11 protein-coding genes are annotated in these 17,173 nt (G+C 44.7%); all 11 read right to left on the reverse strand.

Annotation, left to right across the window (positions count from 1 at the left end):
- Positions 1–2 precede the first annotated feature (2 nt).
- Entirely contained in the window at positions 3–1,019 is a 1,017-nt protein-coding gene (locus tag ASD40_RS28805) for an NAD-dependent epimerase/dehydratase family protein (protein WP_057306573.1), read from the reverse strand.
- 122 nt (positions 1,020–1,141) lie between these two features.
- Complete coding sequence (locus ASD40_RS28810) at positions 1,142–2,449, reverse strand: GTP cyclohydrolase IIa (RefSeq protein ID WP_156390226.1); 1,308 nt, start codon at positions 2,447–2,449, stop codon at positions 1,142–1,144.
- A 326-nt stretch (positions 2,450–2,775) separates the two neighbouring features.
- Entirely contained in the window at positions 2,776–3,549 is a 774-nt protein-coding gene (locus ASD40_RS28815; RefSeq protein ID WP_057306575.1) for a galactose-binding domain-containing protein, read from the reverse strand.
- Between the two features lie 2 nt (positions 3,550–3,551).
- Entirely contained in the window at positions 3,552–5,630 is a 2,079-nt protein-coding gene (locus tag ASD40_RS28820) for a glycoside hydrolase family 2 protein (protein WP_057306576.1), read from the reverse strand.
- Positions 5,631–6,093: 463 nt separating this feature from the next.
- Positions 6,094–7,707, reverse strand: a complete 1,614-nt coding sequence (locus tag ASD40_RS28825; protein ID WP_057306577.1) for a response regulator transcription factor — start codon at positions 7,705–7,707, stop codon at positions 6,094–6,096.
- A gap of 23 nt (positions 7,708–7,730) precedes the next feature.
- The gene (locus tag ASD40_RS28830) at positions 7,731–9,458 is read right to left on the reverse strand and encodes a sensor histidine kinase (protein WP_057306578.1); all 1,728 of its coding nucleotides are present in this window, start codon (positions 9,456–9,458) and stop codon (positions 7,731–7,733) included.
- Between the two features lie 135 nt (positions 9,459–9,593).
- The gene (locus ASD40_RS28835; protein WP_057306579.1) at positions 9,594–10,481 is read right to left on the reverse strand and encodes a carbohydrate ABC transporter permease; all 888 of its coding nucleotides are present in this window, start codon (positions 10,479–10,481) and stop codon (positions 9,594–9,596) included.
- Between the two features lie 30 nt (positions 10,482–10,511).
- A complete protein-coding gene (locus tag ASD40_RS28840; RefSeq protein ID WP_082562522.1) occupies positions 10,512–11,471 on the reverse strand; it encodes an ABC transporter permease in 960 nt (319 codons plus the stop codon).
- Between the two features lie 85 nt (positions 11,472–11,556).
- Positions 11,557–13,149 (reverse strand): extracellular solute-binding protein, encoded by a 1,593-nt coding sequence (locus tag ASD40_RS28845; RefSeq protein WP_057306580.1) that lies wholly within the window; start codon positions 13,147–13,149, stop codon positions 11,557–11,559.
- A 1,390-nt stretch (positions 13,150–14,539) separates the two neighbouring features.
- Complete coding sequence (locus ASD40_RS28855; RefSeq protein ID WP_057306582.1) at positions 14,540–15,142, reverse strand: hypothetical protein; 603 nt, start codon at positions 15,140–15,142, stop codon at positions 14,540–14,542.
- A gap of 157 nt (positions 15,143–15,299) precedes the next feature.
- Positions 15,300–17,096 (reverse strand): MBL fold metallo-hydrolase, encoded by a 1,797-nt coding sequence (locus ASD40_RS28860; protein WP_057306583.1) that lies wholly within the window; start codon positions 17,094–17,096, stop codon positions 15,300–15,302.
- Positions 17,097–17,173 lie beyond the last annotated feature (77 nt).

Below are 17,173 nucleotides of genomic sequence, written 5' to 3' on the forward strand. Positions count from 1 at the left end.
TTTTAATATTTCCCCTCCCTCTCTTGAAAATGGGTTGGTTTATTCCAAGTATGACCATCGGCCAAACACCACTCAGCGGTCCATTCAATCATTTGCTGCATAGAAACCTGAGGATAACCGAACAGTTGGTGAGCTTTTGCGGAATTGCTCAATAAAGCCGTTGGTGATTCTTCTCCAACAAAGATAGGTTCCACACCAAATCTTTGGCCAAACATATTTGCCGCCCAACGCATCGATAAAGTTTCAGGACCGGATACATTCAAGAATGTAGGTGGGGAACTGGCTATATTCAAGGAACGAATAGCCATTTCATTCGCATCCCCTTGCCAGATACAGTTCACATTTCCCATGGTGATGTTGATTGGTTTTCCTGCTTTAACCGATTTAGCTATTTCCAAAAGCACGCCATAGCGCAAATCCACCGCATAATTCAGTCTGAAAATGGTCAATGGCGTATTATACTTACGGGAAAAATGCTCAAAAATCCGCTCACGGCCCAAACAAGATTGGCCATATTCACCGATCGGACCTGTCGCCGTTTCTTCTGTAGCTCCTCCATGAGCTACTGGTGTGAATGGGTACACATTCCCTGTGGAAAAGGCGACAATACGAGAGTTTTTATATTTTTCCGCAACACGTCCAGGAAGGTATGCATTCATTGCCCAAGTAAAATGTTCATTCCCCATCGTGCCAAATTTATTTCCTGCCATATAAATCACATTCTTCACATCAGGCAGCTGCTGAAGCTGTTGATCGTTCAATAAGTCAACGGAAATCGTTTCAACACCGTCTGCTTCCAGCTCCTGTATTAAACCTTCAGAAGAGAACCGCGAAGCGCCAATCACCTTTTTATTTACACCGGCTTCTTTGATAGCGTTCATGGCTAACCTAGCCAAACTAGGTCCCATCTTTCCGCCGATACCAAGTAACAGAATATCCCCATCGAGCGCAGCAATATCATTGATTAAAGCGGACGAAGGCTGAGCTAGCTTTGTTTCTAAGTCATGGATTGTTTTCATGTCGTTCTCCTCTCGATTTTCAAGTCTACATCCCTATTTTAAAGAGCCGACACATTAAAAGACAAGTCTTTAAAATGTCTATATATAAGCAAAGGGATAGGACGAATCCCTTCCTTCTCACCTTAGCTCTTCATACTTTCATCCAGGAACGCAAACTCGAAAATTTGCCGTGGGCGGCCTTTTGGCATTTTCTCCATACCGCTTGTCCGGACTAAACCTGTATCCGACCATTCCAACAGCAGTCGATGGGTACTTCTAACGGTAATATTGAGCAGCAAAGCTAGTTCTTGAACGTTATACTCTTTCTTGCCAGTACGGGCATAGGTTACAAGTAGCCTGCTTAAGTAGGAAGAGGTCATATTGGCGTTCTCTGCTTTTTTAATGAAGTCAGGATTCACCAATTCCATATCTTTCACCTGGGCATCCACCATCTCCAAAGGTCCCACTATGCCTCTATCCTCCCTAACAATAAAGCAAGAGTTGCCGCTTGCCTCCTTGGATTTCCGCAAAGCCGATCTCGCATTCGAACCCGCTTCATTGGCCGTTCTGCCAAATCCAACACCGATACTTAACGTTAACTGATAGGATTTATAGATTTCTGATGCCAGAGGAACTCTTTTGTATCCAGCCGTTTCTTGTTCAAATATCCCCCTAGTTGTAAAAAATAAATATTCATCTCCTCCCAGATGCGTAAGATGACCTCGTAAAGAATCCACATAATCCAGCAAAATTCGGTGAATATTGAGCTTCAGCTTTTGAATTTCATGCTCCGAATTATGGCGATCGACGATTTTACCAAAACCATCCACATTAATCAGACCCACAACGATCTGGGATTCCTTACTTTTCCTCGCATCCGTCGATAGAAGCGCTCTCTCCAGAGCAACAACGATGTCCTGTGTGGTTGGGACCATCCATTCATTGGGGATACCTCTATCATTTAATTCAGCTGATATTGAATTGATTCCAGTGAGCGCTCCCGAGGCTAAACCTTTGTTAAAACAATCTTGATGGAACTCCAATAGTTGTTCTCTTGTCGGGTTGCTGGCCTCATCATAGCAAATGATTTTCAAATCTTGTTCATCGATTTCTTCCAAAAATCGTTTTACCATGATCGGAGTTACCGTATCTACACTTATTGCTTTTCCAACCCTATGCGAATTAACATTTTCTTTCGCAAGCTTTTTTTGGATGTTGTAAAAAGCCTTATATAATCCTGTTTCGTTATATCGCACATAATGAACAGGTACGACTGATTTCACTTTTTCCAGAACTTTTCGGTAGGGAACAGGACCGCATAATAACAGGACTTCTACTTCATTCTTTAGTTCATCTGATAAATTTGGAGTTTCCAATTCATTCTTTGAATACCTGACTACGGGTTCAAACGTAGGAAAGTTTTTAATGACTTTGACGATCCTAGACACCATATCCTTGGGTCCGACAATGCCAATCTTAACCCCAGCATTCGCACTGTTGTGACCTATTATTTTTCCTAAAGTATCAATGGGAAATCCCTCGCTTTATTTTCAATTGTTTCAACATATTTTAAAGTCCAACTCCCGATTTAACCCAAAACGACCTTGCGCGAAAGCTCTGAGCGCAAGGCCGAAGGATGATCTGAATCGGATTGCCAAGGCAAGAGCGGATCCACATCACAGTAATTTATCAGAATACTGCGCAAACTCAACTTAAATATAACGCAGATAGGCCTCTGCCTACAAGCAAGGTAACGTTGCCGTATGAGCTAGGCAGATTACATGTCTTTTCCGAATACTTTCACTACGTAAAAGCTGGGTAACCCTTTGGATACATCGGTCACAACAATGCGTAAGTACCTGATCCCTGTTTCATGAAATTCATCCATGCCCATTTCTTGTCCCGTTTGTCTTTGAGAAGCTACCGCTTTCCAATGGCTATCATCGGATGAAACTTCGACTTGATATTCATACTCTGTATTATCACTTTCCCAATAGATCTTACAGCCATCCAACTCGTAGAACCCTTCAAGATCTACCTTCCACCATACCGGCAGGTCATTATTTCCAGCACTCCAACGCTCGCTCCACCGATCAGCGATGATATTGCTTGTTGCTTGACCAGCGCTGCATCCAGGCAGCTCTGAGCTTGCTATCGCTGGTTTGTTGATCGCAACATCTGTCCAATGTTCCCAATATCTAGATGACGGTGGCGAGAAGAAGGTAATCTGATCTACCTCATATTCCGGTTTTCGATCAGGTGGTATTTGAAATTTCCCTGGTACTAATGGCTTAGAGATGGGCTGCGATATGATTTCTACAGTCGCCGATTTTAATCCATCTGACTCCGCATGTAGTGTTATTAGGCCTGGTTCCTTCGTCGCGCGAATTAACACCCCGATGGCACCCGCTTCTGCTTCTACGGGGTTTGACCCCACTCTACCGTCTCCATCACCGACAATTTCTGCCGGCCCCGTCAACTGGAATGCTATCTTATTGTATGCATCCGGAACAACGGTTCCATTGGCATCTCTTACATAAACATGGACCATGATTAAATCAGAACCATCCGCTTAAGTTCGATACCGCAGTCATCCACTGATAATGTTAAATAATCCGGAGTCCCCGGCGTCATGACGGCATGCGTTGCTACGATAACATCGTCAACAATAGCTTCAGCCATTAATTTTCCCGGCTCCCATTCAACCCCTTCGAATATGAAAGGTGCATGCGGCATACTGCCATAGCTTGCATCTGGTTTCTTAACACCGAGAAGCCTTCCGTTCAGATAGAGCCTGATTCGTTCACAGTTGCAATAAATCGTAATATCCCTCGTTGAAGCTGATGTCCAATCATTAGCAATGAATACCATTGGCGTTGTACGAATTCCCGATATTTGTAAATCAGGGTCACTTTGGCTTTGAAATAAATAATAGCTATATTTGGGTAAACGATATAAATCCAGTGCACCACAAGCAGCTATATTATCGTAATATCCCCTGTTCGTATCAATACCGGTCCACAGTGCTCCGCCGCTAAGTCCTTTTGTAGCTAGGATGTTATTTAATATGTCGGTACGCTCTTTCGAAGACTGCAGCATGCCAGACTCGCCGCCTGGGTAGAAATCTCTTGTCCCTCTTGAACATCTGAGATGCGTATGCCTTGGACCCGCCTGCTCCAGATAATGGTCTCCCCACTCCCTGATGAAAGATCCCTGATGATCACGAAGTGCTGCTCCGTAAACGACATCATAGTCAATCGCAGCAATTCTATAATTGTCACAGGCCGCATAGCATTGATCACCTGGATATTCGGCATGTGTGACCTCTAGAGCTGTCCGTGTATATTGCTCACTATAATCGGTTTCATTCAAGATAGGCTCCCACAATACGACACTAGGGCGATTCCTATGATAACGAATCATCTCACGTATATCTTGATAGGATCTTTCTTTAAACGTATCGTTATCCCTGAACCACTGCCATCCAGGAGTCGGAATAATACACATCAGGCCTAATTCGTCACAGGCGTCCATGAAAGCCGGAGATTGCGGATAGTGTCCTGTACGAATGATCGTAAATCCGCCTTCTCTTAGTTTGATCGCATCTCTTCTATGCAAAGAATCAGATAGAGCATCTCCCACATATACATATTCCTGATGTCGATTGGCGCCAATTAATTTCATTAAAGTCCCGTTGATATGAAAGCCTTCACCATCAAATTTGATGTACCGAATCCCTATTTTTGTTTCATAGGCATCTACAACTACATCGCTATCATAAACAACAGTGTATACAGTATATAGGTGGGGATGTTCCGGGTGCCAAAGCTTGGGCTCTGATACTGTAACGCTCTGTGTAAATGTATGATCCTTCTGTTGATCAATGTTGTGTAAACTGGATGATACCTTACTAACAACTTCATTATTGTTATCTACAATATAATGTGAAACCGAGCAAGCCTTAGGGATATCATATTCATTACTAATATGTGTTTGTATATTTACTTGGGCTTTAAGTGAACTTACATCCGAGTAAGTGATGAACAGCCCCCCACCTGCTTGCTGATTCGCATAAATAGCATCTGTGATATGCAATTTATCCGTCGTATGCAGCCATACATTCCGATAGAGTCCGCCATAATAGCAAAAATCCAATTCACCCTGAGGTTTACCTGGTGGAACATCCGGCATATCAGAGTTGTCCAGCTTCACCACAATAACATGATCCGTTTCTCCATCTGCCGTAACATAATCCGTAATATCTATTGTAAATGGCAGGTAACCGCCGTAATGTGTCAAAAGATGTTTCCCGTTCAACCATACATCAGCTGAGTGCTTCGCACCTTCGAATTCTACAAATACTTTTTGACCGTTATAAGCCTTATCCACATAAAAGTGTCTCCGATACCAGGAGATACCCAGATAGTTCAAGCCTCCACTGCAGTGGGCCGGTTCTACCCTCACAGTGTGAGGAAGGTGCACAATCTCCCAAGCTGAGTCATCAAAATTAGCCGCTTCTGAACCTTGTGTATCCCCCCGAAAAAAACGCCAATCCTGATTAAAACTTAATTTATTGCGATGAACACCTTTTTTTAGTACTTGGATGATACCCAATTCATCTATTGTATTCATGCCATACTCCTCTCAGCTTACCTGTCTATAAGCTTATATTAATTGAGCAGCGACATTAAAGACAAGTCTTTAAAAAGTCCTTATATGAGTTGAGGTAAAATACGAATCCATGACAAATAAGCGCGGAAAACGCGCTTATTCCAACGCCACCGAGTAAATAGGCGCGATACCGCGCTTTCAGCGAGAGATTGCCGAGCCGAAGCTCGTTGGTAGAGCCTCAGAAGGCGGAAATCGACTTCTCAGTAGATGGTTTTGCTCGTCTGTGCGGAATAAGTGCGGAAAACGCGCTTATTCCGACGCCACCGAGTAAATAGGCGCGAAAAACGCGCTTTCAGCAGAGCTCGGCGAGCCGAAGCTCGTTGGTAAACTTTGAAGGCAGAAATCGACTTCTCAGTAGATTTTTTGCGCCAAGAGGGCCATCCTTTAAGATCTATTGACCTTATGAGACAGCCCCTCGTAACCCTTACACTTGTTTATTTTTATATTGCGTAGGCGTAAATCCTGTGTGGCTCTTGAACAATTTACAGAAATACCGGTAGTCGGAGATACCGACAGCTCCGGATACCTCGTAAATTTTCATCGTCGTCCGTTCCAACAGTTCGCTTGCCTTTTCCATACGAACTCGGTTCAAATAATCCGAGAAGTTCTCGCCGACCTCCTGTTTGAACATCTGACCTGCGTAAGAGGGGTGCAATTGAACAAGCTTAGCAAGCTCTGTCACCTGCACATCTTCTTTGTAGTGCTCGCGAATATAGCGAATCATCAGTTGAACTTCCTTGCGCACCGATGCTGACGGATGAATGCGACTGTTCATCCATTCGTTTACGGCGTGAACCATTTTTTCCCACCATGTGCAGTAATCCGCCCACGTTTCCAATCGATCGACTCCATTTAATCGTTCCACGACCGAGGCTGGAAGCTTTACGAACCCGGGGTGAAACATTTGTCGTGTCATCCGCAGCAGATCCTCTGGATGAACCGGTGGATTATAAAGCTTTGTTATGACAGACACGCTTTCCTGGAACGCTTCGGCATCCTCCCGCAGCATCGCTTTTACCACAGCAGCAATCCACTCACGGATCTGCTCTTCATCGAATCGCCGGAATGTTGTCGCATATTTGCTTACAATAGACGAATCCGACTTATAGAAATACGCTGCTAGTCCATCTAATCCTTCGCGTAACCCGTCGGCAATCTGCTTTACTGTCAAAGGTTGCTTGCCTAGTTCCCGTACCGGGCCGACATGAATAAAGCTCTTAACCGGGGCGAAATCTCTTAAAGCTTCCAGTGCGGCCAAAGCCAGCTGGTTCATCTTGAAGCTTTCCAGAAGCTGTCTGGATCCGATCAACAGGCACAACCGGCTTTGCCGTATCGGCAGCGTCACCATCTGGTTGCATTCACCGAGTATGCGCTGGTCCAATCTCTGCTCCAATACTTCACCTACTTGTCTTTGGAGCTGAACAAGCACTTCCTCCGTTAGATCAGCTTGCTCGGATCCCGCAGGGACGCTCCAGCCAATGGTCAATCCCGCCAAATAGCTGGCTTGGGCAACCCCTTTGAACCACTCTTCAGGAATTGTTCGGCCATGGATACTTCCATCATCGTCCACCAACCGCCCTGTCCATTGGCGCTTCTTCGTCCATTCCTTTTCCCATTCCAACTTACGGCGCATCTCCAGCTTTTGATCCACATCCATTTCCTGCTCAATCTCTTCAGCCACCTTGCGGCAAGCATCGAGAATTTGCTCAGGCGTCTGCGCCAGCTTGATCAAATAGTTATCCACACCCAGCTCGATCGCTTGGCGTGCGTATTCGAACTCGCCATAAGCCGTCAGGATCACAATTCGGATTCGCGGCCACCTCTTGCGTACATATGCGGCTAGCTCTAATCCGCTCATATTCGGCATCGTAATATCCGTTAACAGCAGATGCGGCATATCCCGTTCTATCATTCGGATCGCTTCTTCCGCTCCCGATGCAGCTCCCATAAACGTAAACCCTGCATCCGACCAAGGAATCCGTTCGGAAAAGCGTTCACGTACCCATTGTTCGTCATCCACCATCAGCAGCTTCAGCATGGCACTTTCCCCTTCCGCTACATTTATTTCTCTCGAAGTTCTCCTAGCGGGAGACGTATCGTCACCGTTAGCCCCTCATCCGGTTCATTATGAAATTGCAGACCATACGGATAACCGAATGTCATACTAAGCCGTTCTTGCACATTGCGCAGCCCCAGATTGTTCAAACCTTTATAAGGATTTGGCGTCCCCGTCTCTTCCGTCAGCAAGGCAAGCTTCTCAGGATCAATCCCTGGTCCCGTATCCGAAACCTCAAGCCATACACTATCCGTCTCCGTACTTTTCCACGAGACAATAATATGATTAACCTCTTTTTTAGTGAGCCCATAGAAAATACTGTTCTCTACCAATGTAATCAACGTTAGCTTCGGGATTGCCGTGTTAAAGTAGATCTCCGGGACGGCAATGTCCATCTCGAATACATCCCCATACCTAAGGTTCATAATCTGAACATAGTTTTCCAATTGCCGAAGTTCATCCTCAACGGTCACAATATCTCCGACCTTGTCTGTTGAATATTGCAGTAGCCCCATCAGCGAGCGAATCATTTCACACATTTCATCCGTTTGCCCGGTTTCTCCCAAGCAATAAATGGCATTAAGTGTATTGTTAAGAAAATGGGGGTGAATTTGCGATTGCAGCACCTTCAGTTCATGATGCCGCTTCTTTTCCTCCGCTACCCGCAAGTCATCAAACAAAGACTTAATATTACCCATCATACTGTTGAAACCGTCGGCAATATGCGTGAACTCGTCGTTGCGCTTCAGTTTGATACGAACTTCCAATTCGCCGCGCGCAGCCGCCTTGAATTGTCGGGTTATCGCTGTTACAGGCTTGCGGATGTAGTTCGTAATCCATACGGAAACAATAACTGCAAGAATAATCGCGATTAGCAGCACTACAACCAGCTGTTTCTTAAGCGAATCCAACAAAGGAAACGCCTGCGATTCCTCGATCACGGAGAAAACAAACCAGTCCCAGCGATTTTGATTACTGCTAAGCACCGTATAGCTTCCAAAAGAGGTGTGAACGGTGTTGTAAGCCGTCCCGCTCTTCTGGGTTAATGCTTGCAAGGCATCCTTCATTTGCAAATGATCCTGAAATGTCTTCGGATAGGCGAGATACGTGTTTGTCGACAAATAATCGCCTTGGCCTGTAAACAAATAAATTCGCCGCTGCTCACCTTGAATGATCTGCGGACCAGTTAGCGCATTCAAATTCAAATCTAGCGCAACGACGCGGTTATTGTCGATTTGCTTGGAAACTGTAATAACGGAGCGTTCATTGATTGAATGAGGTGGACTCCACCAAAAGCCTGTTTTGCTAGTCTGAGTCTTAATTTCCTCGATCCGCTCCGGAGTGATATAAAATCGATACCCGTAGGGAGAGCTAATCTTCACTTTGTCATATTCGATCAGATAAATACTATGTATCTGTTCTTGGTGGTAAGTCATGATATTATCGATTAGCTCCATATAGTCGGCTTCATCCATTTTATTGTATAAAACCGGATTGGAAAGAAAGATCAGTTGACTTTGTATAGAATTCATTAATGTTTTGATATAATTTTCAACCTGTACGACGGAGCCTTGCAGCACTTCTTCATTGTTCTGCCTGATCGGCTCGAAAAGCCGCTGGTATCCGAAAATGCCGATCACCAGGAAAAGTACGATTACGGACAAAAAAGTAAGGATAAACAGCTTGGTGCTGACACTGGAAGTGAAGCTTTTTCCTGTAATCCGACGAATCATGCAAGATCGCTCCCCTATCCTATGAGGATACAGCAAAGCCCCCGATATCGAGGGCTTGTGACTTTTTAAATATTATAGCATGGTCAATACTTCTTTGTACCTAAATCTTTCCTGTTTACTCATGTGCGCTCACCATTACCCCTTTACGGAGCCTAACAATGCACCTTTGACAAAATATTTTTGCAGGAACGGATAGATGATCAGGAGCGGTAATGTCGCTACAACAACTACAGCCATCTTGATCGTTTCCGGAGGCAGCGCGTCTAAAGCCAATGAATTAATCGACAGTTCAGAGCTGACATTCGGCGCTTGAATCATGCTTCTCAGCACGACCTGCATGGGCATAAGCGTTTTGTCGGAAATATAAAAGATACCTTTGAAATATTCGTTCCAATGCGTAACTCCGTAGAACAAACCAATCGTAGCCATAATGGGCGCCGACAATGGAAGGACAATGCGAAATAGTGTCTGTATATCTCCGCAACCGTCCACCTTGGCTGCCTCCTCTACTTCAGCTGGGAGGTTTTCAAAGTACGTTTTGACAATCAATAAGTTAAACGTGGAGACCATTCCTGGAATAACGAGCGCCCAGACCGAATCGTACAATCCAAGACTGCGAACCATAATGTAAAGTGGAATGATTCCTCCGCTAAAAATCATCGTGAAAACGAGCGCCATCAGGATAAAATTACGGCCTGGAACTGACTTCTTAGATAGCGGGTACGCCAACAGCGTAGTGACTACAAGATTCAAAGTCGTGCCTACAACTGTGATGAATACGGTAATTTTCAACGCTTGGGGAATACGCGCGCTTCCGAATATTTCTTTATAAGCTTGAAAAGTTAAATGCTCGGGCCAAATTACGAAACCGCCATTCTTCATGACTTCTATATAAGGAGTCAACGAAACGACAACGACATAGTAAAGCGGAAACAAGGTGACGAGGGCAAACAAGGCCAGAACGGTATTTATAGCCGCATCAGCAACCTTATCCCCTTTTGACTTTTGGAGTACGAATGACATCGTAAACCCCCTCCTTTTCCAAAATGCAATCTACCATATGCCGGAACCTCCGACTTTCTTGGCCAGTTTGTTTGCACCTATAACCAAAATGAGCCCTACCAAGGATTTGAACACACCCATAGCTGCTGCAACGCCAAACTCCAGACGCTCAAAGCCGTATCGATAAACCCATGTATCCACAATATCCCCGACATCATACACCCGGGCATTCAAGAAGATGAAAACCTGATCGAAGCCTGCATCCAGTATGCCGCCGATTCTAATAATCAACATGAGCACGAATACATCACGGATACCAGGCAGCGTTATATGCCAGAGCTGACGCCAACGTCCTGCACCATCCACGACGGCAGCTTCATAAAGTTCCTGGTTGATGGATGCCAAAGCCGCCAAATAGATGATGGCTCCGAATCCGGTATTTTTCCAAATTTCTGATAGTACCAGCATTGGTCTAAAGAAATCCTTGTTCGTCAATAAATCAATTTGTCCCCAACCCATATCGCGTACAAACGTACTAATCAATCCGGAGCCCGGAGCAAGGAAAGAGAAAGCTAATCCATATACGATGACCCAAGATAGAAAATAAGGTCCGTAAGTAATGGTTTGTACCGCTCTCTTAAACCAAAGCACCCTGACTTCATTCAGCATAAGAGCAAGGATAACATCAGGCACCATGTTGCCCACAATTTTGTAAACACTGATTAACAGCGTGTTTCTCATAATTTGATAAAATTCAGGATTATCGAAAATGACTCGAAAATTATCGAAGCCTACCCAAGGACTTCCCCAGATGCCCTTCATTAAGTTATAGTTCTGAAAAGCAATTAAGGTTCCCATCATAGGAGCATAATGAAACAGAATATAATAGACCAGTCCGGGTATCATCATGAGGTAGAACCATCTGCTGTGGTATATTCTTCGTAGTTTACCTTGCCTCACAGGGCGTGCAGCTGTAGGTTTCTCATTCAATGCAGTTGTGGTTTCCGCCATCGCCATATCCTCCTAGCCGTATCTCTGTTGGAAGGCAGAAGGAACCCATGAACAACCCAGGGTTCCCCTCGATGCCTCGACACGTTTATTTAAAATCGTTTAGTTTCTTATCCTTCATAACGGAGTTCAATTGTTTGGTATACTCGGCGAAAATTTCTCTTCCTTTGAACTTGGTCATCAGTTCTTCACGGTATTGCGGCCAATTTTTACCGCTCTTGTCTTCAAGAACTGCTTTGGCATGGAATTTGCTCATTTCTTTGCGGAAATCCCCGATGTTGATACCTGCAGGAGGAACTAAGCTTACTGGCGGCAATGCATTATGTTTCGGGAAGCCTTCAACCGTTTTCAGAATTGCACGGTCATGCTCGGAAATACGGGAATCAATCAGTTCAAATCCGAGTACATTAGGATCTTCCGGTGTAAATGCAGCATACACATTCAACCAGTTGCCTGCTTTGGCGACATCAGCTTCGAAAGCTGCAACATTTAAAGTAATCTTGTTGCCAGATTTCGTGTAGTGCTTACCTTCTTGCCCGAAGTGGGTCAGCAAGAAGCCTTCTTCACCTTCAAGCCAGTTGACGATTTCCAAGGAACGCTTCACTTTGTCCGGACTCTTATCGGCTGTAGCTTTGCTTATCAAGAACGTGTCAGTAGGTACGTTGTATTTCCACATGATCGGTTTGTCGAGCGGATAGATCGGCTGCCAATTGGCTTTTGGATCAAGAGCTTTCGTACGATTTTGTACGCTTGTAGCCACACTGTCCAGAGCCACTGTTTTTTCGCCAGCCGTGAAGAACATTCCGACTCTGCCTTGAGCAGCTTTATCAAAATGAGCTGGCGGCTTGTTCAGGAACCAGTCCGGATCTACGATTCCAGCTTTGTTCCATTCCACCACTTGATCGATAACCCCTTGTACTTTAAGATCCGTACGATTATCAACATAGCTGTTGTCGACGATCATAAAGTCAGCTACAAATCCGTTGTTCAACCATTGCGGGAAGTCGAAAGGAAGATTTTGCCCGCTGCCTGCTGCCGTAAAGCCATAAGTATCTTGCTTGCCGTTGCCGTCAGGATCAGCTTTCGTGAACTGGGTTAATACGTTGGTCAGATCCTCGTAATTTTTGGGAGACTTCAACCCTAGCTTATCGAGCCAGTCTTGGCGAATATACCAGGAAGCATAGGTGTTACGTGAGTATGGCACCATGCCGCGAGTGAACTCACCCTGCTTGAGTTGGAAAGCATCTACTTCTTCTTTCGTTACCCACTTGAAATAATTAGGCATCGTTTCTTTCGTAACGAATGTGCTCAGGTTAGCGGAAATTCCATCATTAATGTATTTCTGGGACTCGGCACCACCGGCGATGAATAGATCAGGAGCGCTTCCGCCTGCCAAAGTAGCATTCAACTTGTCATGATATTCTTTACCAGTCACCATATAATCGATTTTCAAGTCCACGTTAAATTTCTCTTCAATCGCTTTTTTGACGAAATCTTTGTCTGCGGAAGGCAGTGTCACATTCCCCAGATTTCCATTCATGACGGACCAGTTAAGCGACAGCTTGGCTGGCTTAGCGTTTCCAGTTGCTTTTGGAGTTTCTGTTGTTGTTGTTGCTTTGTTGTCCGAGCATGCTGTAAGCGCAAACATTGTAGCAAGTCCTAGCACTACCAATTTTTTCATTTGATATACACCCTCCTGTTTATATACTGGCCGTAAACATTTACCCCCTGTAAAAGCTAAATGATGACGTTTACTTGACTTCATTATAGGTCCGCCGAACTAGCGAAACTAGCAGACGATTTCAAGAAATAGTGGTCATAATACAGAAATGACGCTTTAATTTACACAAAAAAAATGCAGCCCTATGGACCGCACTCTGATTAACGTTCCTGATAAATTGTAATATGCTTTGTCATTTCTTGCCATCATTCGTTTCCGTTTTCCGAGATATGACTCCAACATTTCGATTTCAGAGCCCTTCAGTAGCCTTTTGAAGGTAGCTTTTGCTGTAGTAGCTACTAATGTTGTAATTTCTACAACAATTCACATGCTCAATGGCTATCTTGCAAGTTGAAGTTGCATTTCGGAGTCAATTTCATAATAAAAGTTCGATTTTTCCATGTGTGGATTCGGGAGAAATGCAGTTGAATAAGAGTCTTTAGAGACTGCTATCTTTTCATTTCCAGCGTATTTTGTAAAAATAGGAGTCCCTAGAGACTCTTAACGTTCAAATGAAGTGTGGATTCGGGAGAAAAATCGTCGGATAAGACTTTAAGGAGCTAATTTCACAATTAAGCCCTATTTTCCCACAAGGTGCCTTAAACATCGTACAAGCTATTGTCATTCAGGCCAATTGATGAACATTATGCAACTTCCAGGAAGATAGTGGAATAGTAGGATATAGGCAGCAATTGTTGCACTTTCTAGACTGTCGATTGATTCATTATGTCTCTCACAACTGGTATTCAAAACTCCAAAATCCAATTTTAGAGTCATTCACCTTTCGTGAAGGCAAATGGGCTTAGTGGTTACCAATGTTGTATTTCATACAACAATTCACACGCCCAAAGGCTATTTTGCAACTTGAAGTTGCAGTTTGTACAACATTTTTAGCCCATTTGTTGCGAAATGGCCTGTATAGGAGCAAATTGTTGTACATGATGCAACAATGTACGGAAAAAGCGCGATAACGGCAGCAATTGTTGCACTTTCTACAACATCATTCAACCGCGCACATGGATTCACATTTAACTTCCCAATGATGGTGCCTTGCTGGATGTTCCCGCTTGCGNTAGGAGCAAATTGTTGTACATGATGCAACAATGTACGGAAAAAGCGCGATAACGGCAGCAATTGTTGCACTTTCTACAACATCATTCAACCGCGCACATGGATTCATTCATCTAGCAACCTCAATTGAGCATAGGTGAAGATTGAACCCGATCTAAGACACCTCCATTGCAGAGCAAGATTAGATGAATGAATCGACGGTCTCCTTTCTACAACATCACTCAACTGAGAATATGGATTCATTCATTCGGCGACCTAAAATGATCATTTCAATGATAGCTTACTTACCTACTCCTTTATTCATTACTGAAAATGCGATCAACTCATTCTTATCTGGGTCGATAAGAACAAAGCCGACATAATGATAGTTACAGAAGATTAAGTCAAAACAAGTCTTCCGAGATACATCGATACGATCTATGAAAAGAGGACGTTTAAACAAAACCGTATACCTATCCACATTTTTTCCAGGAGTTATCGCTTTTTCTAGAAATATAGTTCTAGATCCTTGAGCTTCATTTAATTCATTTTTGCTAGGATCTCCTGGCAGAGAAGCCGATTGAGATCTATTAAATCCTAGTATTTTAATTGGCGCATTATGCACATAAGGTTCAATCATTAGCTTAATTCTTAAATTGGGGATTTGATGGTTAATTTCTACTAGTGCGAAGATGATAGTTGATAGGAGAAATACAATACCTATACCTTTTTCAAGTGTTATACTTTTGGCAAATAGGAAGATATGCAAGCATGACAGCAGTATATAAGCTATAGTTACCGCGTAAAACTCCAGGGCTGTCATGCTATATTGATAGGGCGCGACAACGATATAACTCAAAATGAGCACGATAATAAGGCTGATGATTTTAAAACTTTTTCTCAAGGAATAACCTCCGATTTGTCAATTCCATATTCTCCCTTTAAATTCCATTTGATACAGAATACCATTACTGCACAAAAAAAAGCTAGCCTGTTAAGGTTAGCTTTTTGACTGCTACTCGTTACGAATATCCAATTCCCATCGGACCTTCTTGTCCATTTTACTGCACAGTGACGAGCGCTTCCGCTTGCTGGCCGAAGCGTCTTCCCTCCACAGTCAATTCTACAGCTACCCTTGCGCGACGAACAGGAGGCCCGGACGGAGTGACACAGAATTCAATAGTCTCCGTCGCTTTTGCTGCTAACTGAAGTGATGCTTGTTCCGGGTCGGCCCGCCAGCCTGGTGGCACAACCAATCGCACTTCAGCAAGTGCTTCACGTGCGAATGGATTCTTCACTTCAACCTGCATCGTAAATTTCTCACCAACTTGAGTGTGTGTCTGGTAAGGCGAAAGTCGCCCGCCGATCCCTTCTGCCCCAAAGTCAACTTCATTTAGTGGGAGCAGTTCTCTATGAAGTCTCTCCAAAGCATTACCACGCGCTGCCAGTTCGGCGAAGTAACCAGGCTGTACCCATAACGGCTCCCAGTGGCCGGTCAGGATTACATCGGGATGCAAAGTTTCGTACAAAGCTGCGCTGTCCACATAATCTTGTATGCGAAAGCGGTTTTGATACACGTAATTCCAGAGCAGCCCTTCTCCTCCCTGATATTGATCCCCAGAGACAAGCACGTGCTTATCATCGACCATAAGCGAGATAGCCACCGCATATAACGTATGTCCGGGCAGTGGGTGGAGCGTGAATTCGTACTCCTCCCATTGGATCGAGGCACCGATTGACAGCTCACGGTCAACAGGGATAGCATCGAACCAAAGACAAGGCAAATCATAGTAAGAAGGCTGGCGAAGAACGTCTGCGAACGTTTCAGAAGCCCAAACTTTGGTCCCCTCGTTGTCCCGCAGCAAGTTAATGCCGGCCACATGATCGTCATGGTAGTGTGTCGGCACGACCGCATCCACCTGCGTAATCCCATACTGCTTCTTTAATGTCGCCAGCGTATACAGCCATGGTCTGCGGGATGCCCGGTCCGATCCGACCGGAATACCCGTCAGGAAATCGTAGCCAAAATCAAAGAAGAGCGCCTTACCGCTTTTCGATAGAAGCACATAATAATTCGACATACTCATTCGGCTGCGCAGCAGATGGGGAGTTACTTCCTCGAAAGGCTGTTCGCGCAATAGAAGCAGCCGCGGGTTTTGCTGACGGTATTGCATCAACTCCTGCAGCCGGGTGATAAGTATGCCGATTGCCTCGGATGGCCGCTCCATTCGTTCACCGTGCGACGGCAGCAGCCAATCCGGTGCACGTTCCTGAAGATCGAGCAAGGAAGCGACGGTGGCTGGGAGCCCTTCCCCACCGTTGTATGACCATTGTGTCGCCGCGAGCGACCACATCTTTCCGGGGCCTGCGATCAAATCACCGGTGAAGGCAACGTGCCGACCGTCAATCCAGGCAAGAAAGCTAACGGAACCGATTGTATGTCCCGGCGTAGGAACTACCTTGAATCCATATCCGGCAAATTCGTACGATTCGTAATCCTTCAGAGCTCCGGCGATAGCTACTTGCTCGAGTAAGGAATAGCGATCTTGACGGACATTGTAGTTATTAAATACTTCCCTCGCTTGCCAGTGTGCATCAATGTTCGAAAACAGCTCTTGTTCGGTGTGCGGCACCCAAATGGGGATACCTGCTTCTGACGCGCGTGCAAGCCCTTGTCCTTGATCGCGGTGATGGTGCGTCATCAAAACCGCGCAGACTTGATCTACCCCGATCTCTGTGAGTCGATCAAGTACTTCACCGCTGCCGAAATCGATTAGTACTGCCTTTGTTCCATTTTTCACAACGTACACATGACATGTGTCCTGATATAGAAATAAATTCTTTGAAAGTTCAATCATAGATATGTTTACCCCATCTCCTAATTCACTAAAGCTATTTCTTTACTTTTTGTGTTTTTGGATAAGTCATGTTTTTC

This window comes from Paenibacillus sp. Root444D2 (genome assembly GCF_001426375.1).
GTDB lineage: Bacteria > Bacillota > Bacilli > Paenibacillales > NBRC-103111 > Paenibacillus_E.

Excerpts from the sequence above, each read along its gene's own strand:
- ASD40_RS28805 (WP_057306573.1), bottom strand. The coding sequence starts at position 1,019 with ATGAAAACAATCCATGACTTAGAAACAAAGCTAGCTCAGCCTTCGTCC.
- ASD40_RS28810 (WP_156390226.1), bottom strand. The coding sequence starts at position 2,449 with ATGGTGTCTAGGATCGTCAAAGTCATTAAAAACTTTCCTACGTTTGAA.
- ASD40_RS28815 (WP_057306575.1), bottom strand. The coding sequence starts at position 3,549 with ATGGTCCATGTTTATGTAAGAGATGCCAATGGAACCGTTGTTCCGGAT.
- ASD40_RS28820 (WP_057306576.1), bottom strand. The coding sequence starts at position 5,630 with ATGAATACAATAGATGAATTGGGTATCATCCAAGTACTAAAAAAAGGT.
- ASD40_RS28825 (WP_057306577.1), bottom strand. The coding sequence starts at position 7,707 with ATGCTGAAGCTGCTGATGGTGGATGACGAACAATGGGTACGTGAACGC.
- ASD40_RS28830 (WP_057306578.1), bottom strand. The coding sequence starts at position 9,458 with ATGATTCGTCGGATTACAGGAAAAAGCTTCACTTCCAGTGTCAGCACC.
- ASD40_RS28835 (WP_057306579.1), bottom strand. The coding sequence starts at position 10,481 with ATGTCATTCGTACTCCAAAAGTCAAAAGGGGATAAGGTTGCTGATGCG.
- ASD40_RS28840 (WP_082562522.1), bottom strand. The coding sequence starts at position 11,471 with ATGGCGGAAACCACAACTGCATTGAATGAGAAACCTACAGCTGCACGC.
- ASD40_RS28845 (WP_057306580.1), bottom strand. The coding sequence starts at position 13,149 with ATGAAAAAATTGGTAGTGCTAGGACTTGCTACAATGTTTGCGCTTACA.
- ASD40_RS28860 (WP_057306583.1), bottom strand. The coding sequence starts at position 17,096 with ATGATTGAACTTTCAAAGAATTTATTTCTATATCAGGACACATGTCAT.